This window comes from Hymenobacter yonginensis (assembly GCF_027625995.1).
In the GTDB taxonomy this organism is placed as follows: domain Bacteria; phylum Bacteroidota; class Bacteroidia; order Cytophagales; family Hymenobacteraceae; genus Hymenobacter; species Hymenobacter yonginensis.
In genome coordinates this window covers 169,370-188,685 of sequence record NZ_CP115396.1, presented here as the reverse complement: position 1 = coordinate 188,685, position 19,316 = coordinate 169,370, and the positions used below count along the sequence as shown (strand labels likewise).

Sequence of the window (19,316 nt, the reverse complement as noted above, 5' to 3'; positions counted from 1 at the left end):
ATCTTGAAAGAAGGTGCATGCAATGCCACGCGCCGGCTCTGCTCCACTTCCTATCCCATCCCGCCATGGAACTCACCCCCCAATTCTCTGCCGCCTCCCGCCCAGACCGGACCAGTGCCGGCAACCCCGTTTGGCTGGATGCCCTCCGCCTGCTACTGGGCGTGTTCCTGCTCATCAAAGGGCTGTCGTTTCTGGACCACAGCACCGATGTGTACTACCTGCTCAGCCAGCAACAGCCCTGGGCCGACCTCAAAAAGACCTCACTATTCGTGAGCTTTTTCCACATTGTGGGTGGGCTAATGATTGCCACCGGCACCCTCACCCGCCTCGCCCTCATGTGCCAGCTCCCGATTCTGCTGGGCGCCGTACTGCTGGTGAACTCCCAGAACGGCTTCAACCTGGCCAACACCGAGCTGTGGACTTCACTGCTGGTACTGCTGCTGTGCCTCATGTTCATGATTGTGGGCCCAGGCCGGTACTCCGTCGACAACAAAGTGTTCCGCCAGACCAAGTAGCAGCTTGCTGCTCCTTTAAAGTCGCATTTCGGGGTGCTGGTGCAGATAGGTGGCCAGGTACGCCAGCAGCCCGCCGTGGCCGGCCTCCAGCACCACCGTGCGCGCCGACTGCAACGAGCCGATAAACCGCGCCAGGCCCGCCTGCGGAATCACCAGGTCGTAGCGGCCCAGGAAGAACGTAACGGGCGTCGGGCGCCGGTTCAGCACCTGCGCCAGCTGGCGCAGGTTGAACGTGAGGCGCCGGAACCCCACCCAGCTCCGGTACACCCGCAGCCGCTTTTCGCGGCTGTCGAGCTGCCACTTAGCGAAGTGCACCAGGTTGGGCGGCACCACCCGGCGCTGCCCCAGCGCCCCCAGAAAGCGCAGCAGCCGCTCCGGCCGCAGCACGGCCCGCCCCAGCACCCCGCGCATCCACGGCGGATAGGTGGCCAGCGCGTACCAGAACTGCCGCTGCAGGCCGTCGGGTGCTACCAGCCAGATACCTTCCACCCGTTGCGGCTGCCGTTCGGCCAGGGTCAGGGCAAACTTAGCGCCCATGCTGAACGCTAGCAGGTGAAAGGTGTCGATGCTGTTTTCCTGCAGAAACTCCTCCAGCAACTCGCCGAGGCGCTGCTTGCTCAGGGGCGCATCGGCCTTCAGCAGCTGGCTGCGGCCGTGGTAGAACAGGTCGAAGGCATACACCGTCAAATCTGGACCCAGCACTGGGGCCAGCGTGCGCCAGTGCCCGCTGCTTTGCCCGTAGCCATGAAACGCCAGCACCACCCGCGGGCCGGAGCCGAATTTCTGAAAGTGCAGACGGGTGGGCATAGGCAGCAGCTAGATGGCGCTAGGCTGTACGGCATCCGACCAGGCCCCGTTCCCGGAGCCCCTCGCCTACCCCAGCCGCGACACGCCGCCGGACACAATGAACTTCATGGCATCGGAGCTGGGCAGGTCTAGGTGCGTGACGCTAGCCTGCGGCACCAGCACCAGCTCGCCGGAGAAGTTGTAGGAGTGTGGAAAGTACACGGCCACCAGATCGGGGCGGTGCAGCGCGGCCAGGTCGTCCTGGGTGACGAAGCCCATCTTGAACACGTTGTCCTGGGCGTTGAGGCGCACCAGCACCGGGCAGTTGAACTTCTGGTTGTCGCCGACGAAGGCGTCGAACAGGTCTTTGAGGCTGGAGTAGATGATGCTCACCAGCGGCGTGCGGTGCAGAATCCGCTCGGCAATCACCAGAAACGGCCGCACCATAAACGACTTCGCCACGAAGCCCACGGCCGTAATCAGCAGCACCGCCACCACCAGTCCCAGCCCCGGCACGTCGAAGCTCAGCCCCGCAAACAGGTCGTTGAGCCAACGCAGCAGCGAGTAGAGAATGTACATCGTGAGGCCGATGGGCGCCACAATGAGGAAGCCGTTGAGGAAGTAGTTGATCAGTCTGCGCATGCCGCAAATGTAGCATAGGCTTCAGCCTGTGCCGTCAGACGCTTGCAGTTGCGGGTAGCGCAGCTTATTCTTCCTCCTGATGCTGAAAACGCCAAGCCCTCCGGCAGCAGGTTTGGAAACTGACGCCGGAGGGCTTTTCTGGTAGGTTGGTGTGTTTCACCTGCAAAGAAGGAGAAGCGGCGCGCAACGGCCACCGCCGCGAGACAGCACAGGCTGAAGCTTATGCTACATGGGCCTACGCCACGCTGGCGGCTACTTCCTCAATCCGGTCTTTCACGCGCTCCATCAGCCACATGGGCGTGCTGGTGGCGCCGCAGATTCCTACGGATTCGGCATCCTGGAACCACTCATCGAGCAGCTCCTGCTCGTTTTCCACGAAGTAGCTGCGTGGGTTGGTTTTGTTGACTACCGAAAACAGGGCCTTACCGTTGGAGCTTTTGCGGCCGCTCACAAAGATGATGACGTCGTGCAGCACCGCAAACTTGGCCAGCGCCGGCTCGCGGTTGCTTACCTGCCGGCAGATGCTGTCGTTGGCATCGAACGACTCCAGCGAGCCGCCGGCCGCCCGAATACGCTCTTCCATCACGGCTTTCATATGGTAGAAGCCGGCCGTGCTTTTAGTGGTCTGGCTGAAGAGCGTCACGGGGCGCGAGAAGTCCACCTGGTCGAGGTCGGCTTCGGTCATGACGATGATGGCACGGTTGCCGGTCTGGCCCGTCAGGCCGGCAACTTCGGCGTGGCCGGGCTGGCCGTAGATGACAATCTGGCCATTCTGGCGCTGGCTGGCATCGAAGGCGTGCTTCACGCGGTTCTGCAGCTTCAGCACCACCGGGCACGAGGCATCAATCAGCTCGATGTTGTTGCGCAGAGCCAGCTGGTAGGTTTCCGGCGGCTCGCCGTGCGCCCGGATCAGCACCTTGCAGTCGTGCAGCTGCTCCAGCTGCTCCCGGTCGATGATGCGCAGGCCCTTCTCGTGCAGGCGTTCCACCTCCATGCGGTTGTGCACGATGTCGCCCAGGCAATACAGGGTTTCGTCGTGGGCCAGCTCATCCTCCGCCATCTGAATGGCGAATTCGACGCCAAAGCAATAGCCGGAATTTTTATCTATGGTGACGTTCATGGAGATTGGTGCTTAGTGCGTGGTGCGTAGTGCTTAGGCTGTGAAACACCCCACAATTCGGTGGAGTGTCGGAGCCCGAACGGAATGAAAGTGCAGTGATACAATTCTAGTGCCTAAGCACTAGGCACTAACAACCAGGCACTAGACTTATACAACCACTTCATTGCCATTCCGTTCGGGGCCGGCCCCGACGGCCAGCGCAAACAGTGTAGCCGACACCCGCTCCAGCACGAAATCCACCTGCTCGTCGATCATCATGTGGGTGGTATCAAGCAGCACGGCGTCGGGGGCGCGGCGCAGGGGGCTTTCAGTACGGGTGGAGTCGAGGTGGTCGCGCTTGCGCAGATTTTCCACGATTTCCTCCACCGCCACCTGCTCGCCCTTGGCGGCCAGCTCTTCCTGGCGGCGCTCGGCGCGGGTCAGCACCTCGGCGGTCATAAACACCTTCACCTCGGCATCCGGAAATACGGTGGTGCCGATGTCGCGGCCGTCCATCACCACGCCGCGCTTGCGGGCCATGCGCTGCTGCTGGGCCACCATGGCGTGGCGCACCGCCGGAATGCCCGACACCTCGCTCACGAGGTTGGAAATGCGCATCTGCCGGATTTCATCTTCCCGGATGGCGCCATCGAGGCACAGCTCGTTGCGGCCGGTTTTGCGGTTGCGCTTGAAGGTGATGTGCAGCTCGTGCAGGGCCTGCTCCACGCGCGGCAGGTCGTCGAAGGCAATGCCCTGCTCCAGCAGGTAGAGCGTAACGGCCCGGTACATGGCGCCGGTATCGATGTAGGCGTAGCCCAGCTCGGCGGCCACGGCTTTGGCCGTCGTGCTTTTGCCGCACGAAGAGTAGCCGTCGATGGCAATGACGATTTTTCTCATGGCTGATTCTCTCGGCACGGGTTGGGGGCTGGCTGCACTCACGAAATCCAGTTTTTACGACGGGGCGCGGAGGCCAGCCGTTCGGGTATGCCCGCAAAAAACGCTGCCACCGACTCGGGCAGGCCCTTGTCTAGTTGCTGCGAAATGCGGTAGAAGGGATTGAAAAAGCTGTGTTGCCGGATGCCGATGCCGGTGGTGCCATCGGGGCCCATGGCCCAGGTGCCGCCAAACGTCTCCACCAGGCATTGCCCCAGAAAGCAGCCCAGCGCCGTTACCACGCCCTCGCGGGTGGCAGCCGTGAGGCTGGGGCGCTGCTGCTCAATGAACTCGGCCAGGCGCTGCACGGCGTCGGCGTCGTAGGCAGGCGCCTGCAGCTGGCGGCGCACGGCCTCGGCGGCAGCGGTGAGGGAAGCAAGTGGGTTAGGCGTAGGTTCGGGCATCAGCAAGAAACGGGTTGAGGGGCCTACGCTGCGCCCGGGCGGCCGGCGTGGTCAACAGGCTATTAAGCAGCATTGATGCTAGTAGTGCGGTCCACATGAGTACTATTGGCTGGGTGCGGCGACCTTGTTTTGCTGCCAGCGAACATATGACTCTAATATAGCCTTGGTATCCGCTGGCCCCAATGTGCCTTTGGCTAGCTGTTTGGCTAATAGCGGATGGTCGCCGACGTAGGTAAGCATCACTTTCCGAAACTCCTGCAGCCTAGTTGGCAATACCACCGGCTGCATACCAGCAGGCTGCAGGACAGTGTACTGGTGCGCTACCATGGTATTACTGCGGAAATACATATAGTCTCCCAGAAAAAACCCGCCGCCCCGATAAAGCTGCCGAACGAAACCCGCCGGAACTGTCCCAACGTCTTTTGGTAGCACAATGGCCTGAACCACACGAAACGTATCCGTATCGACGGTATACAATCGAACCTGCTCAGCAGGAAACTCCTGGCGACTATCGTCTTTCTTATCGACTGACATCACAATCAGGCGGTCCTGTTCGAGTAGCAGTCTGGCGCGCTGCCAGGTGCCATCAGCGAGCTGGTAATTTCCTCTTTCGAAGTAAGGATTAGTACCCCGGCGCGCCATGTTAGCAGCGCCAAGCAGTGGAGTTATCGGAATAAACTGGCCCTGGCAGGGAACTGCCGCCATATTTAGCCCACTAAGTAGCAATACAAGAATAGCTACCGACCAACGATAATTCGTGTGCATGAGGGAGAGTGGTTGGCAAGCCATGGTTAGTGGCTGTCACAGGGGCAGGGCACCTTGCCAAATTTGGCTTTGCGCTTGAAGGCGGAGGTCTTCTTTTGCTGCGGGGTGCGACTCGCGCAGCCCGTGGCAGCAAGGCCCGAACCCAGCACGAGGGTGGCCATCAGCAAAGTCACAATCTTTCTCACCGGCGCAGATTTTGGGCAAATATACGGTTCTTTACCCGTTCGCCTTGGCTTACCTGCAACTTTCCCCACGTTTCGATTCTGCCCCATGCCCGCCGATTTTCAGCTCACGGCCAACGTCATCGACCTGTTTGCCAATACCATAGCCCCGGCCACTCTGCACATTGCCGACGGCCGCATCCGGTCCATCAGCCCCACCGGCGCCCCGGCCCCCGACCCTGCCCTGCCCTACGCCCTGCCCGGCTTTGTGGATGCCCACGTGCACGTGGAAAGCTCCCTGCTGATTCCGGCGGAGTTTGCCCGGCTGGCCGTGGTGCACGGCACCGTGGCCACCGTCTCCGACCCGCACGAAATCGGCAACGTGCTGGGCGTGGCGGGCGTGGAGTTTATGCTGGAAAGCGGCCGGCAGGTGCCGTTCAAATTCTGCTTCGGGGCGCCCTCATGCGTGCCCGCTACGCCGTTTGAAACGGCCGGCGCCGAAATCACGGCCCAGGACATCGAGCAGCTGTTTCAGAACCCCGAAATCGGCTACCTGGCCGAAATGATGAACTGGCCCGGCGTGCTCGGCCGCGACGCCGGCGTGATGGAGAAAATCCAACTGGCCCAACGCTACAACCGCCCCGTGGACGGCCACGCGCCCGGCCTGCGCGGGGCCGATGCCGCCCAGTACGCCTCGGCTGGCATCAGCACCGACCACGAGTGCTTCACCGCCGCAGAAGCTCTCGACAAGCTGGCCGTGGGCATGAAGATTCTAATTCGGGAGGGCTCGGCGGCCCGCAACTTCGACGCCCTGATTGAGCTGCTGCCCGAGCATTACGAGCACCTGATGTTCTGCTCCGACGACAAGCACCCCGACACGCTGGTGCTGGGCCACATCAACCAGCTGGTGCAGCGAGCCGTGGCCCTGGGCCACGACGTACTGAAGGTGCTGCGCGTAGCCTGCCTGAACCCCGTGGAGCACTACCGCCTGCCTGTGGGCTTGCTGCGCGAAGGCGACCCCGCCGACTTCATCGTGGTGGACGACCTGACGGACTTCCAGGTGCGCCAGACCTACCTCAACGGCGAGCTGGTGGCCGAAAACGGCCAGACCCGCATTGCCTCGGTGCCCGGCCGCGAAGTCAACAACTTCCACGCCCGCCCCGTTGCGGCCGCCGAGTTCCAGCTCCCCGCCCCGAACCCCGAACAACCAGAAACGAAAAACGAAATCCGCGTTATCGAGTGCTTTGACGGTCAGCTCATCACGGCCCGCCACGATGTGCCGGCCCGGGTGGAAAACGGCTTAGTAGTGCCCGACGTGGCGCAAGGCATCCTGAAGCTGACCGTAGTGAACCGCTACCACGCCGCGCCGCCGGCCGTGGCCTTCATCCAGGGCTTTGGCCTGAAGCGCGGCGCTCTGGCCAGCAGCGTAGGCCACGACTCGCACAACATCACGGCCGTAGGCTGCGACGACGAGAGCATTGCCCGGGCCGTGAACCTGGTGATGGAAGCCAAAGGCGGCCTGGCCGCTGTGGGCGCCGACGGCGAGGAATTGCTGCTGCCGCTGCCCGTGGCCGGCCTCATGTCGGGCCAGGACGGCTACCGCGTGGCCGCCGACTACGCCGCCATCGACGCGCTGTCGCGGGAGCTTGGCTCGCCGCTGGGGGCGCCGTTCATGACGCTGTCGTTTATGGCGCTGCTGGTGATTCCCAGCCTCAAGCTATCCGACAAAGGCCTGTTCGACGGCGAGGCCTTCCGGTTTGTGGAAGCCGTGGTGTGACCTCGCCCCCTAGCCCCCTCTCCAAAAGAGAGGGCAAACCAACTCTAAAAATCTAGCCTAAAAAAAGCCCACCGGACATTTCGGTGGGCTTTTCTGTTTTTTACTAAGTCTAGTCCCCCCCTCTCCTCAAGGAGAGGGGCTAGGGGGTGAGGTTAAAACCGCTTTTGCAGCAGCTTGCTCATCTTTTCTTCCGTCAGGGGCTTCGAGAGGTACTCGATGTTGGGGTACTGGGCCACGCGGGCGGTGTCGGCGGCGTGCATGGAGGTGGTCAGCACGGTAAGGACAGTTTGCTGGCGCACGGGTTCGGGCAGCTCGTTGAAGCGTTGCAGAAACTCGAAGCCGTCCATGCCGGGCATCTTCAGATCCACAAACACCAGCTCGGGCACGCCGTGGGCAGGAGCGCCGGTCGTCTCCGTCCCCCAGAGGGCGTCAAACGCTTGTTCGGCGCGGGAAAACGTCAGGACGTTGTCGGCCACCTCCAGCCGGGTCAGCAGACGGTTGTTCAGGAAAATGGTGGTTTCGTTGTCGTCAATCAACACCACACTACGCAGCTTTTTTGGCATGGCCGGAAATCAGGAAAGTGAACTAACAAAACAGGCCATGCAGCCCCAAAGCAGCCTTACAGCCAGCCCTGGGCACGCATCCAGTCGTCGTTGTAGATTTTGCCGAGGTAGCGCGTGCCGTGGTCGGGCAGCACAATCACCATCGTGTCGCCTTCTTGCAGATGCTCGCGGGCGTACTCGAGGGCACCGTGCACGGCCGAGCCGCAGCTCCAGCCCACAAACAGGCCTTCTTCCTTGGCCAGGCGGCGCGTCATGAGGGCGGCATCCTGGTCGGTAACCTTGATGAAGAGGTCAATCAGGTCGAAATCCACGTTTTTCGGCAGGATGTCCTCGCCGATACCTTCCGTCTTGTACGGGTAGATTTCGTTTTCGTCGAAGATGCCGGTTTCCTTGTATTTCTTGAACACCGAGCCGTAGGTATCCAGGCCGATGGTCACTACGGCCGGGTTCTGCTCCTTCAGGTACTTGGCCGTGCCGCAGATGGTGCCGCCCGTGCCCACGCCGCAGGCCAGGTGCGTGATGGTGCCTTCGGTCTGTTTCCACAGTTCCGGGCCGGTGCTCTCGTAGTGCGCCGCCGAGTTCGACATGTTGTCGTACTGATTGGGGTAGAACGAGTTGGGCGTTTCCTCGCTCAGGCGCTTGGCCACCGAGTAGTAGGAGCGCGGATCTTCGGGGGCCACATCTACGGGGCACACCACCACCTGCGCGCCCACGGCCCGCAGAATGTCCTGCTTCTCCTTGCTTTGCTTGTCGCTCATCACGAAGATGCAGCTGTAGCCTTTGGCAATGGCGGCCAGGGCCAGGCCCATGCCGGTGTTGCCGCTGGTGCCTTCGATGATGGTGCCGCCGGGCTTCAGCAGGCCGGCTTTCTCGGCATCTTCCACCATTTTCACGGCCATGCGGTCTTTCACCGAGTTGCCGGGGTTGAAGTATTCCACCTTGGCCAGGACAGTGCCTTTGATGCCGTCGGCGACGCGGTTGAGCTTCACCAGCGGCGTGTTGCCGATGGCCTCAACGATGTTATTCAGGTACATGGGTGAGCGTGAGAGGTGAGAGGGGAATTTTGGGGAGAGCGGAGGGCAAAGGTACGGATTTCGGGCGGGGCAAGATGGTGGAGTAGTAGAGTGGTGGGTTGGTGGGTTGGCAAGGACCGGAGTGGTACCACGACTTTTTTGTCGTGGTACCACTATCGTTGCTGCTGCTGGTGCGTCCTGTTCCACGATAGTGGTACCACGAGGCCTTCGGCAACTCGTGGCACCACTCCCACCCCACCACTCCGCCAAATCACCCATCCACCACCTTGCCCCGGCCTTAAAAAAGGCTACTTTTGCACACCGGTTGCCTTATGGGCCACCCAATACCCCACCCTCAACCGAATAGCTCCTCTAACTCCCTCTACTAATGAGTGTTCTGGTAAACAAGGATTCTAAAGTGATTGTGCAGGGCTTTACCGGCTCTGAAGGCTCGTTCCACGCGCAGCAGATGATTGAGTACGGCACCAACGTGGTAGGCGGCGTAACGCCCGGCAAAGGCGGCACCATGCACCTCGACCGTCCCGTGTTCAACACCGTGGCCGAAGCCGTAGAGCAGGCCGGCGCCGACACCAGCATCATCTTCGTGCCCCCGGCTTTCGCTGCCGACGCTATTATGGAAGCGGCCGACGCGGGCATTAAAGTGATTGTCACCATCACCGAAGGCATCCCGACCAAGGACATGATTGCTGTGAAGGAATACCTGAAAGGCCGCGAAGGTCTGCGCATGATCGGGCCGAACTGCCCCGGCGTGATGACCGCCGGCGAGTGCAAAGTGGGCATCATGCCCGGCTTCATCTTCACGAAAGGCAAAATCGGCATCGTTTCCAAGTCGGGTACCCTGACCTACGAAGCGGTTGACCAGCTCACCAAAGCCGGCCTGGGCCAGACCACGGCCATCGGCATTGGCGGCGACCCCATCATCGGCACCACCACCAAAGAAGCGGTTGAGCTGCTCATGAACGACCCCGAAACTGAAGGCATCGTGATGATCGGCGAAATCGGCGGCGGCATGGAAGCCGAAGCTGCTCGCTGGATCAAGGAAACCGGCAACAAGAAGCCCGTAGTAGGCTTCATTGCCGGCCAGACCGCGCCTCCCGGTCGCCGCATGGGCCACGCCGGTGCCATCGTAGGCGGTGCCGACGACACAGCGGCTGCCAAAATGGCCATCATGCGTGAGTGCGGCATCCACGTGGTGGATTCGCCTGCCGAAATCGGCGACACCATGCTGCGCGTACTGGGCGGCAAGTAGTCGATTACCGACAGCTGATTTTATAAAAAAGAGCCTTGGCACAAGCCAGGGCTCTTTTTTTGATGATTTGTTTCTTTAATTTGGCAGATTGTATACCCCTTAAACTTCACTATGCGCATCACTATTGAGAAAGTCTTGTCAGCTATCAGCCTGCTGACAACCGTTGCCTGCACCAAAGAAGTCGAGAAGGTTGTGGTGCAGGAAAAAGCATACAGCTGGGCGGAGGTGAAGCAGCTTGCCGGCAGCCAGAAGAACATCGTTCAGATAACTCAGGATGAGGCCTCACTGTATCTGCAGCAGTTAGGGTATCTGGGGCGGCTCATGCCCCTACCCGGCGCAACGCAACCCAACCGGCCGGGCTATTACTCGGCGGTCAGGCAGCCACTCCAGCCGTTACCGTATGACCTCACCAATCGCATTCCAATGAATGGGCGGTTCTACCTGAAGCCAGTTGGCGAGGACAACATTACTCTGCGGGCCTTCCCGACTACCCACATCCCACCCGATAACCTGCCTGCCGACATCAGCCTGCGCCGCCTCGATCCGACGGCGATGAGGTTCGTCAACAATCGGGCGAGTCCCTATTTTGCGCTGGGCGCAATTACCACGAACAACATTTCGCTGGTCGGCTACTCGGTAGCGCCCAGCGACCAGGCCTTGCACTTTGTGCTGAGCCGCCTAAGCTTAGAGTCGGGCGTACCAACGGGCCCCGTGACCGTCAGCTCACGCACTCTGACCATACCCCTTCCGCAGGCCCTGCCGTATACCATTGAGGCCGTTGACGACTATTTTCTGGTCAACGTCATTTCGTATGGCTTGTATAAAATCAGTGAAAGCGGCCAGGTCCAGCAGGTTCTGACGTCGCCAAACACGGCCATTACTTCCTTCTACAAGCACAAGGGTGTGCTGTACGCCATCAACAATTCCGGGCAAAACGGGGTGTTCACCTCGTCGGATGACGCACAAACCTGGCAGCTACGCACTGGTATTCCCAATTACTTCGTGCTCAGCACCTTTCACGCAGTCGGCGACAGTATCGTGGGTATCACGCACGGTATCGATAACAACAGCTTATACACGCTTCGCTGGCAGGGCAACACGCCGCGCGTAAGGGAGCTGAAGAACGACGGCCTGAACCGGGCCGACTTCACAGACCTGGCTCAACTCGGCGACACTGTGTACCTGAGCACGACGAGTGGCTTGTTCAAGCGGCCTTTGAGTGCATTCTTCGAAAACCGCTAATCGTCCGTTTGAGTATTTGCGGCCCACTCATTTCCCCCCGCTCTGCCCGCCCACGTTCACCACGATGCCCAGCTGGAACACGGAGTTGGCGGCCTTCACGTATTTGCGGGGGATGAGGCTGAAATTGCTGCTCGCTGGATCGACATCGTTCGTTATCTGATTTTTGTAAAAGAGCCCCGGCGCGAGTCGGGGCTCTTTTTTGGTTTACCTGCCCCGAACAAGATGATCTGAGAGCCTTTTCACGCCAAACTCAGCAGACAGCAAATCTACCTTCTCACAGAAACTGGCTAGTGCTGCTTCGGCAGCAGAAACGGCAGTGGCCAGTGCCGCTATTTCCAGCGAAAACGCAGCCTTTGCAGGCTGATTAAAGTCTTCGTGTTCGTCGTGACAAGTAATACGCAATATGTGCCCCTGGCGCGTAGCCTTCGGACAAGGATGACCTTCAAGGCAGAAATAGCCTGACTGAAACTGCGGCTCCAATAGCGTACTCCAGCTGTGCAAGTCGGCTAATGTGCTGCAGCATTGCGGTACCAACACGGGATTATCGTCAACGAAAAGCACGCCACCACCAAACAAGGCGCAGGAATCAGCGGCTGGTGTATCGTTTCCTTCCGGCCCTAAATGCCACCTGATGATGCTTTTTAAGTCTGACAAGCTCCAGCTGTCGAGGCTTAAAAAATGGCTGCCTTGAATTATCCGCTTGTGGTCAGCAAGTCCAGCTTCTTGTAAGACACGTGCTTGGTAGTTGTCCCACTCAAACGGGTTTTGCCAGAAGTGACCTATTGGGCGTGGCCCCACCAGTTGCCAGTCTATAGAGGGCGGCGAAATCTCCAAAGCGGGTATCAGCGCTACTTTCATATCGGGCCTACTTCCCCCCTTTCTGCCCACCCACGTTCACCACAATGCCCAGCTGGAACACGGAGTTGGCGGCCTTCACGTATTTGCGGGGGATGAGGCCGAAATTGCTGCCGCTGATGAGCTGCAGCTGCAGCGGGCCCAGCACCTCGATGCGGGTGTAGGTGATGGGCTCGAAGAAGATGTTGTACTCGGGGGCGCGGGCCACGCCGTTGAGGCGGAAATCGGTGATTTGCACGTAGCTGGCGCGCATGGCCGTGCCGTAGTTGAAGGGCCAGTCGCGGCCGAGCACGTGGAAGCTTTTCTTTTCCTTGGACGTGTAGTTGGCCTGCAGGAAGTACTTGTGGAGCGTGCCCTCGCGGCGCTCGGTGGGCAGGTTGGTTTCGCGGCTGTACTCGGTGTACTTGGTGGCCCCGATGCCCACGCCGCCGTAGATTTCCAGCACCCGGCGGTCCTGGCGCAGGCGGGTGAAGTAGCCCAGGCCGGCTTCCACGAAGTCGTGGTCTTCGGTCTGGCGGTTGTTTTTATTGCCGAAGAAGCTCTGCTTCTTATCAGCGTGCAGGAAGGACGCGGAGGCCATCACGCCTAGGTGATCCGACACGGCGTAGGCGCCCTGCACGGCCGTGTTCTGGCTGAAGTTGGTGTGCAGGCCGGCGCTCCACTCGCCCTTCTGGGTGAGCAGCGGCACCTGCGGCGGCGGCGGAAAGTAAAGCGACGAGCAGCCGGCCAGCAGAGGCAGCAGCAGAATCAGGAACGCGCGAAACAAAGCAGGCATAAATCCGAAGCCAGTGAAAAAACCGGTGACAAAACGCCCGGAGCAGAGTTTCGTTGTGTAGCCGCAGGCAGGTCAGTTGCGTAGAGCGTACACCACTCTTTTCTTCTCCGGGGTCGCCCCTCCTTCAAACTTCGTGCTTTATGCCCAATACTTCCTACGATGCACTCATTATTGGCTCCGGACAGGCCGGCAACCCACTGGCCACGGCTCTGGCCAAAGCCGGCCGGAAAGTGGTTCTGGTTGAGGAAAACAAGCTCGGCGGCTCCTGCATCAACTATGGCTGCTCGCCGGTGAAGGCCATGCTGGCCTCGGCTGAGCGCGCCCACCAGCTGCGCACCGCCGACGACTACGGCCTGGGCCGCCAGGAGCCCGCCGTGGATATGGCCGCCGTCATTGCCCGCAAAGACGTCATCATCGGAGAGATGCGCAAAGGCGTACGCAGCAACCTCACCAAGGAAACGGCCGGCATTACGGTGCTGCATGGCCACGCCGCTTTCAGCAGCCCGCGCACGGTGCAGGTGGAGCTGGAAAACGGCAAAATCCAGGAGCTGAAGGCCAAAAAGGTGTTCATCAACACCGGCACGCGGGCAGCCATTCCCGACATCGACGGGCTGGAAGGCCTGCCCTACCTTTCCACCACCCAGCTGCTCGACCTGAAAGAATTGCCCGAACACCTCGTGATTCTGGGCGGCGGCTACATCGGGCTGGAGTTCAGCCAACTCTACCGCCGCCTGGGCAGCAAAGTCACCATCGTGGAGGCGGCCGCGCAGCTGCTGGAGCGCGAAGACGACGACGTGTGCCAGGCCCTGACGGAGGTGCTGACCCAGGAAGGCGTGGACGTAGTGCTGGGCGCCAAAGTGCGCAAAGTCAGCCACCACGACGGCACCTTTACCCTCACCGCCGACACCCGCTCCGGCGAGCGGCGCCTGCGCGGCTCGCACCTGCTGGTAGCCACCGGCCGCACGCCCAACACCGATACGTTAGGCCTGGAAACGGCCGGCGTCGAGCTTGATGAGAAAGGCTATATCCGGGTGAATGAGCGCCTGGAAACCAACGTGCGCGGCGTCTACGCCCTCGGCGACGTGCACGGCGGCCCCCAGTTCACCCACATCAGCTACGACGACTACCGCGTGGTGCGCGACGGCCTGCTGCACCGCAAATGGCGCTCGGCCAAGCAGCGACCCCTGCCATACTGCGTGTTCACCGAGCCCCAGCTGGGCCGCATCGGCCTTAATGAGGAGCAGGCCAAAGAAGAAGGCATAGCCTACCGCGTGGCCACCATGCCCGTCAGCACGATAGGCCGCGCCCGCGAAACCGGCCGCACCGCCGGCTTCTGGAAGGTGCTCGTGGGGCCCGACGACCGGCTGCTGGGCGCCACGGTGCTGTGCGCCGAGGGTGGCGAAATCATGAGCATGTTTCAGCTAATGATGGCCGGCAAACTCAAGTACCAGCAGCTGCAGAACATGGTGCTGGCCCACCCCTGCTGGGCTGAGGGCCTGAACAACGTGTTTGCCAAGCTGGACAAGCCGAAGTAGCGGGTGCGCTGCCAGCAGCAGAAAATGCGGAAGAAGCCTCGGCTTCTTCCGCATTTTCGTTTCTTCGCCCTGCCTAACTGCCATCCTTATGCTCCGAAGATTCCTCTTTTTTGGTGGGCTGCTGACCGGCCTGAACGGCTGCACTTCCGGCACCGTTTGCTACCTGAAATCAACGGAATCAGAGGGATTATCGACCGACTCGCCGGTGCTAAGGAATGGCCTGAAGGTAGGAATGGTAGACGGGCTAAGCATAGAGCCCGATAGCCTGATTCTGGTGCGCCTGCAGCTTGCCAAAGACGTGGTGCTACCCAAAGACTCCCGCTTTCAGCTGGAGCGCAGCTTGTTGGGCACTGGCAGCATCGTGGTAGTAGCAGGCCGAAGCCCGCAGCCGCTACGGCAAAACGACACCCTCCTGCTGGCCGTGCCTGTTTCTGCCGACAGCAGCCGGCTGCCAGCTGCCGGCCTGCTACAAGAGTTGCTCGGCAATAAACAGGACTCCCTGCTCATCGAGCTTAGAAGACTGAACCGTAACCTGGAAAAAGCCAGCAAGAATTAGCTTTTCGCCTTTTGGGTAGATTCAGGCTGCCCAATTCCCAACCTGCTACTACCATGACCACCTTCGCCGAAACGCCCCGCCTGCTGCTGCGTGAGCTGCAGCCCACCGACGCGCTTGGCATGTTCACGTTGGACTCCGACCCGGAAGTGCAACGCTACGTCGGCAACCGGCCCGTGCTGACGCTGGCGCAAAGCCAGGAAACCATAGCCTTTGTGCAGCGGCAGTATCAGGAAAACGGCATTGGCCGCTGGGCCGTGGAGCTCAAGGAAACCGGCGAATTTCTGGGCTGGGCCGGCCTGAAACTGATCCGCGAGCCACTCAACGGCCACGTTGACTTCTACGAGGTCGGGTACCGGTTTATCCGGCGGTACTGGGGCCACGGCTACGCCACGGAAGCGGCCCGCGCCTCGGTGGCGTATGGCTTCCAGGAGCTGCGGCAGCCGGTACTCTACGCCATTGCCGACATGCAGAATCTGGCCTCCCGCGCCATACTGGCGAAAGTCGGGTTTCAGCACCTGGGCGAATTTGAGCACGAGGGCGTGCCCACGGCGTGGCTGGAAGCGCGGGCCACGGCTATTTAGCCTCGCGGCGATGAGTACCAAATCGGTGCGGGTAAAAAACCACTCCGATACCGGCCGTGAAGGCGCTGTTACGAACCCGTCGGTCGTTGAATCCCTCATTCAGAGGTTCCTGGCCCAGTGGAGTTGAAAGCCCGACAGTCATTTGTAGCTGTGCCCAGGCTGGCTGCTGGTCGCTGAGGCCATTTACGCGCAGAAAAAGCATTGGCTCCCCACGCAGCATATTCTCGATTGGCAGCGCTTGACTATTGTAGGTGATAGTTGTGAAGTCCACGCTTGTGAGCCGGTAAGTGGCGCCTAGCGTCACCCGCTCCCATTCATATGCCACCCCAAGCTGCCCAAACAGCTTACGGTAGCGAGCCTGATAGACAGCCAGCTCATCTGTCGAACCGAAAAATATGTTAGGCTCTCTGAAACTACGCTCACTGACAGAATGCCCGCCCCCAAGCAGTCCACTCACCAATAGCCGGTTGGTGGCCGGCCAGTAGCTACCCACACCTACTTCATACTGCCGACTGTTGAAGTAAGTGGTATCATAGCCACCGCGGGGGCGGAAGCTGCCGGCGGCCGTCAGCACCATATAGCGCAATGGGGAGTAAGCTGCGCTGGCATCGAAACGGCTTGTGGGAAGCCAGTTTAGTTGGGCTTCGGCCTGGCCTGCGGCGCGGGTCATAGGCATGTGCGGCTGCATCGGTGCATAGACGGAACAGGCATTCAGCAACACGGTCAACCCTACGACACCAACCCTCGAAACCCACCCAGAATACTTGAAATCAATACTATCGGGCATATCAATCGTAGAATTCTATGTTAATTTCGAAACAGCCCCGCCACGCGGTGCGGCAGTAGCCCAATGCCCAGCGCCACGTAGGAGCGCGCCTGCCGCAGCTGTCGGCGCGAGTAGTCGGGGTCGGGCTGGCGCCCATCGTAGCCCATGGTGGCCGTGCCGCCCACCGACAGCTGCAGTTGCACGGGTCGCCCGCCCTGGTAGGGGTCGCCGAGGCCGAAGCGCATGAGCAGCATGGGCTCAGCACGCGTGAGCTGGCGCAGGTCGATGGGCTGGCCAACATCGGTGAGCCGGGTAAAATAGAGGCGGGTGCTGCGGCAGGAGACGCCCAGCGAAAACCGGTTGCTGACCTCGTATAGGGCATAGGCTTCGCCGAACAGCTTGTTGGCGCGCACGTTAAACTCATGCTGCACCGGCTCGCCTAGAAAGATGATCTGCCCGTCGTTGCGGTAGCGGGTCTGGTTGCGGATCTGGCCAAAGCCGCCCAGCACGCCCAGCGTCCAGTTGCGCGGGGCCCAGTAAGTGCCGGCCGCCAGCTCGTACTGCCGACCTCGCCAGAAGGTACTGTCGTCGTTGTCGGAACGGCTGCCGAACGCGCCGCGCACCAGCACGTGCTTCAGCGGCGAATACGCCCCCGACACCTCGCCCCGACTCAGAAACGTGCTGGCCCGCACCTCCGCCTCATGCTGCGCCCGGATATCCGGCGCCGCGTTCTGCATCGGCATGTACACGGCGCAGCCGCTCAGGCACCAGATTCCGGCAAGCAGCAATAACGGCTTCATATAGTAACACATAGACAGATTCAGCGGGTAAGATACACGGATTAGCCGTGCATAAAAAAGCCCGCCGCAACAGCTGTTGCGGCGGGCTTTTTCTTTTCCTGATCAACACAGGCGGAAGCCTGTGCTACTTGCTTACTTGGCGTAGGCCACGGCGCGCATTTCGCGGATAACCGTGATTTTGATCTGGCCGGGGTACTGCATTTCCTTCTCGATCTTCTGGGAAATTTCGTAGCTCAGCTCCGAGGCGCGCTCGTCGGTTACGTTCTCGGCGTCCACCATCACGCGCAGCTCGCGGCCGGCCTGGATGGCGAAGCACTGATTCACGCCTTTAAAGCCGTTGGCGGTTTCTTCCAACTGCTTGAGGCGCTTGATGTAGCTCTCCATCATCTCGCGGCGGGCACCGGGGCGCGAGCCCGAAATGGCGTCGCAGGCCTGCACGAGCGGCGAAATCATGGCCGTCATCTCAATTTCGTCGTGGTGGGCGCCGATGGCGTTTACCACGTCGGGGTGCTCTTTGTACTTCTTGGCCATTTCCATGCCCAGGATGGCGTGGGGTAGCTCGGGCTCCTCGGTGCTTACTTTGCCGATGTCGTGGAGCAGACCGGCGCGCTTGGCTTTCTTCACGTCGAGGCCCATTTCGGCGGCCATGGTGGCGCAGAGGTTGGCTACTTCGCGCGAGTGCTGGAGCAGGTTCTGGCCATACGAAGAGCGGAAGCGCATCCGGCCCACCATCTTGATCAGCTCGGGGTGCAGGCCGTGGATGCCCAGGTCGATGATGGTTTTCTCGCCGATTTCCACGATTTCCTCGTCGATGTTCTTGCGGGTTTTGGCCACAATCTCCTCGATGCGGGCCGGGTGAATGCGGCCGTCCTTCACCAGCAGGTGCAAGCTCAGGCGGGCTACCTCACGGCGCACCGGGTCGAAGCCCGAGATGATGATGGCCTCGGGCGTGTCGTCCACGATGATTTCGACGCCGGTAGCGGCTTCCAGGGCCCGGATGTTACGGCCCTCGCGGCCGATAATTTTGCCTTTTACGTCGTCGCTTTCGATGTTGAATACCGACACGCAGTTCTCAATGGCGTGCTCGGCGGCGGTGCGCTGGATGGTTTCCAGCACCACTTTCTTGGCGTCTTTAGTGGCCGACAGCTTGGCCTGGGCCACCACGTCCTTGATGTAGGAGCTGGCCTGAATCTGGGCTTCGTTCTTGAGCGACTCCACCAGCTGCTCGCGGGCTTCGGCGGCCGTCAGACCCGAAATGGCTTCCAGCTGCTGCAGAATGTGCTGCTGCTTTTCGTTGAGCTCCTGGGTGCGCTGCTCCAGCTCGGTTTCCACTTCCTGCTCGCGCTGCTCCAGCTTGGCCAGCTGGTTTTCCAGCACAGTCTTGCGCTTTTCTTCTTGCGCTTCCAGCTTCTCGCGCTGGGCCTGGGCCTGCGTCTCGATTCGCTCGCGGGTGGCGTCCAGCTCGGTTTCCTTGCGCTGGATCTGCTCCAGCTGGCGCTGGGTGGTGTCGGTGAGCTTCTTGATGGCCTGCTCCTGCTCCACTACGGTGGCGCGGCGCTCGGTCAGCTCCTGGTCGAGGGCCTGCTTCTGGCGGCGGCTCTCCTGCTCCCACTCCTGCTTGAGGGTGCGGAACTTGTCTTTCGACTGCTGGATCCGCTCGTCGCGGGTGCGGGTGGCCTGCTGCTCCGCTTCAGCCAGCAGCTGCTGGGCGCGGGTTTTGGCTTCGGCTTCGTGGTCCTGGTTGGTTTTGCCAGCCAGCAGGCGCCCCACCACGATGCCGACCACAAGGGCCAGCACGGCGGCAAGAACAATATAAAGAGTGGTGGACATGGGCTAAGGTATTAAGAGAGGGAAGGAAGACCCACACCCCGCAAAACGGCCACATGCCAAACAACCCCGTTGCGCCGTTTGCGCCACCGGGGTTTCAAGCTGCACTACTACGCAGGTGCGGGCGTCTGGATCTTCAGACGAGCACCACTCCCGACAGCAGCTCATCGAGGCGCGCGAGGCGCTCGGTCAGAACCGTGTCGGTACCATCTTTCTCCTTACTGACTTTCAGGCGGTCAGCCATCGTGGACAAGGCAATCATGGCCAGCAGATCCTGCTTGTCCTGAATGCCGTATTGCTCGCGAAATTCCTTGATCCGCTCGCCTAGCAGGCGGCCGGCCATGCGGAGCCGCTCCTCGTCCTGAGGCTCGACGCGCATCGGGTAGTCCCGTTCGGCAATGCGGATTTTGATGGATAGTTCGCTCATGGGAGCAGTCGTGGGTGGGGTTCG

At 60.9% G+C, this 19,316-nt stretch carries 20 protein-coding genes and 1 pseudogene; 7 read left to right on the top strand and 14 right to left on the bottom strand.

Features of this window, described 5'->3' with window-relative positions; genetic code table 11:
* Positions 1-65 precede the first annotated feature (65 nt).
* Positions 66-515, top strand: coding sequence for a DoxX family protein (locus O9Z63_RS00865; RefSeq protein ID WP_270127361.1), 450 nt, complete (start codon positions 66-68; stop codon positions 513-515).
* 15 nt (positions 516-530) lie between these two features.
* Here the strand turns inward: O9Z63_RS00865 and O9Z63_RS00860 are convergent, their stop codons facing one another.
* From O9Z63_RS00860 to O9Z63_RS00835, 6 genes are all read right to left on the bottom strand, one after another.
* Positions 531-1,322, bottom strand: coding sequence for an alpha/beta fold hydrolase (locus tag O9Z63_RS00860; RefSeq protein ID WP_270127360.1), 792 nt, complete (start codon positions 1,320-1,322; stop codon positions 531-533).
* 66 nt (positions 1,323-1,388) lie between these two features.
* Positions 1,389-1,943, bottom strand: a complete 555-nt coding sequence (locus O9Z63_RS00855; protein WP_044014122.1) for a DUF502 domain-containing protein — start codon at positions 1,941-1,943, stop codon at positions 1,389-1,391.
* Positions 1,944-2,178: 235 nt separating this feature from the next.
* On the bottom strand, positions 2,179-3,063 hold the full coding sequence (locus O9Z63_RS00850) for a 4-hydroxy-3-methylbut-2-enyl diphosphate reductase (protein WP_044014124.1): 885 nt from the start codon (positions 3,061-3,063) through the stop codon (positions 2,179-2,181).
* Positions 3,064-3,210: 147 nt separating this feature from the next.
* Positions 3,211-3,939, bottom strand: a complete 729-nt coding sequence (cmk, locus tag O9Z63_RS00845; protein WP_052381196.1) for a (d)CMP kinase — start codon at positions 3,937-3,939, stop codon at positions 3,211-3,213.
* Between the two features lie 38 nt (positions 3,940-3,977).
* The gene (locus tag O9Z63_RS00840) at positions 3,978-4,379 is read right to left on the bottom strand and encodes a hypothetical protein (RefSeq protein ID WP_044014126.1); all 402 of its coding nucleotides are present in this window, start codon (positions 4,377-4,379) and stop codon (positions 3,978-3,980) included.
* 102 nt (positions 4,380-4,481) lie between these two features.
* Positions 4,482-5,144 carry a hypothetical protein gene (locus O9Z63_RS00835; RefSeq protein WP_270127359.1) on the bottom strand — a complete coding sequence of 221 codons (663 nt, stop codon included), beginning with the start codon at positions 5,142-5,144 and terminating at the stop codon, positions 4,482-4,484.
* Between the two features lie 270 nt (positions 5,145-5,414).
* On the opposite strand from O9Z63_RS00835, the gene ade reads away from it, so the two are divergent.
* Positions 5,415-7,082 carry an adenine deaminase gene (gene ade / locus O9Z63_RS00830; RefSeq protein ID WP_270127357.1) on the top strand — a complete coding sequence of 556 codons (1,668 nt, stop codon included), beginning with the start codon at positions 5,415-5,417 and terminating at the stop codon, positions 7,080-7,082.
* 152 nt (positions 7,083-7,234) lie between these two features.
* Here the strand turns inward: ade and O9Z63_RS00825 are convergent, their stop codons facing one another.
* Both O9Z63_RS00825 and O9Z63_RS00820 read right to left on the bottom strand, forming a co-directional pair.
* The gene (locus O9Z63_RS00825) at positions 7,235-7,645 is read right to left on the bottom strand and encodes a response regulator (RefSeq protein ID WP_270127356.1); all 411 of its coding nucleotides are present in this window, start codon (positions 7,643-7,645) and stop codon (positions 7,235-7,237) included.
* Between the two features lie 59 nt (positions 7,646-7,704).
* Positions 7,705-8,679 (bottom strand): annotated as a pseudogene (locus O9Z63_RS00820) (PLP-dependent cysteine synthase family protein); the annotation flags it as partial.
* Positions 8,680-9,046: 367 nt separating this feature from the next.
* Here O9Z63_RS00820 and sucD point away from each other — a divergent pair.
* Both sucD and O9Z63_RS00810 read left to right on the top strand, forming a co-directional pair.
* A complete protein-coding gene (gene sucD, locus O9Z63_RS00815) occupies positions 9,047-9,928 on the top strand; it encodes a succinate--CoA ligase subunit alpha (RefSeq protein WP_190784834.1) in 882 nt (293 codons plus the stop codon).
* A gap of 111 nt (positions 9,929-10,039) precedes the next feature.
* On the top strand, positions 10,040-11,170 hold the full coding sequence (locus O9Z63_RS00810; protein WP_270127354.1) for a hypothetical protein: 1,131 nt from the start codon (positions 10,040-10,042) through the stop codon (positions 11,168-11,170).
* Between the two features lie 204 nt (positions 11,171-11,374).
* On the opposite strand, the gene O9Z63_RS00805 is transcribed toward O9Z63_RS00810, so the two are convergent.
* Together O9Z63_RS00805 and O9Z63_RS00800 are read right to left on the bottom strand one after the other, a co-directional pair.
* A complete protein-coding gene (locus O9Z63_RS00805) occupies positions 11,375-12,028 on the bottom strand; it encodes a hypothetical protein (protein ID WP_270127353.1) in 654 nt (217 codons plus the stop codon).
* A 7-nt stretch (positions 12,029-12,035) separates the two neighbouring features.
* The gene (locus O9Z63_RS00800; RefSeq protein ID WP_270127352.1) at positions 12,036-12,800 is read right to left on the bottom strand and encodes a hypothetical protein; all 765 of its coding nucleotides are present in this window, start codon (positions 12,798-12,800) and stop codon (positions 12,036-12,038) included.
* Positions 12,801-12,940: 140 nt separating this feature from the next.
* Between O9Z63_RS00800 and O9Z63_RS00795 the strand changes: the two genes are divergently transcribed.
* From O9Z63_RS00795 to O9Z63_RS00785, 3 genes are all read left to right on the top strand, one after another.
* The gene (locus tag O9Z63_RS00795) at positions 12,941-14,335 is read left to right on the top strand and encodes a mercuric reductase (RefSeq protein WP_270127350.1); all 1,395 of its coding nucleotides are present in this window, start codon (positions 12,941-12,943) and stop codon (positions 14,333-14,335) included.
* Positions 14,336-14,423: 88 nt separating this feature from the next.
* Entirely contained in the window at positions 14,424-14,891 is a 468-nt protein-coding gene (locus O9Z63_RS00790; protein ID WP_270127349.1) for an MlaD family protein, read from the top strand.
* A gap of 53 nt (positions 14,892-14,944) precedes the next feature.
* Positions 14,945-15,472, top strand: a complete 528-nt coding sequence (locus O9Z63_RS00785) for a GNAT family N-acetyltransferase (RefSeq protein WP_270127348.1) — start codon at positions 14,945-14,947, stop codon at positions 15,470-15,472.
* Here O9Z63_RS00785 and O9Z63_RS00780 read toward each other — a convergent pair.
* The 4 genes from O9Z63_RS00780 to O9Z63_RS00765 form a co-directional block, all read right to left on the bottom strand.
* Positions 15,465-16,259: a hypothetical protein gene (locus O9Z63_RS00780; protein WP_270127347.1), complete on the bottom strand. Its 795-nt coding sequence runs from the start codon at positions 16,257-16,259 to the stop codon at positions 15,465-15,467. The genes O9Z63_RS00785 and O9Z63_RS00780 overlap by 8 nt on opposite strands.
* 20 nt (positions 16,260-16,279) lie before the next feature.
* Positions 16,280-17,038 carry a hypothetical protein gene (locus O9Z63_RS00775; protein ID WP_270127346.1) on the bottom strand — a complete coding sequence of 253 codons (759 nt, stop codon included), beginning with the start codon at positions 17,036-17,038 and terminating at the stop codon, positions 16,280-16,282.
* A 132-nt stretch (positions 17,039-17,170) separates the two neighbouring features.
* On the bottom strand, positions 17,171-18,868 hold the full coding sequence (gene rny, locus O9Z63_RS00770; protein WP_044014148.1) for a ribonuclease Y: 1,698 nt from the start codon (positions 18,866-18,868) through the stop codon (positions 17,171-17,173).
* Positions 18,869-19,001: 133 nt separating this feature from the next.
* A complete protein-coding gene (locus tag O9Z63_RS00765; RefSeq protein WP_044014150.1) occupies positions 19,002-19,292 on the bottom strand; it encodes a cell division protein ZapA in 291 nt (96 codons plus the stop codon).
* Positions 19,293-19,316: the final 24 nt, after the last annotated feature.